The 230-nt window shown below is 68.7% G+C and carries 1 protein-coding gene; it reads left to right on the forward strand.

Features of this window, described 5'->3' with window-relative positions:
• A partial coding sequence (locus HKX41_13935) for a hypothetical protein (GenBank protein NNC25233.1) occupies positions 1-230 on the forward strand: 230 nt, incomplete at both ends.

Raw genomic sequence — 230 nt, forward strand, 5'->3', positions numbered from 1 at the left:
GGCGGTGCTGGCGCACGAGTTCGGCCACTTCGCCCAGCGCACCATGGCGGTCGGCCGCTGGGTCTACGTGGCCCAGCAAATCGCCGCGCACATCATCGCCAAGCGCGATGCCTTCGACGACTTCCTGCGCGCGCTGTCGCGCTTCGACCTGCGCGTGGCCTGGGTCGGCTGGATCCTGTCGCTGGTGGTGTGGTCGATCCGCTCACTGGTGGAGATGGTGTTCCGGCTGG

Source organism: Salifodinibacter halophilus (genome assembly GCA_012999515.1).
In the GTDB taxonomy this organism is placed as follows: Bacteria; Pseudomonadota; Gammaproteobacteria; order Nevskiales; family Salinisphaeraceae; genus Salifodinibacter; species Salifodinibacter halophilus.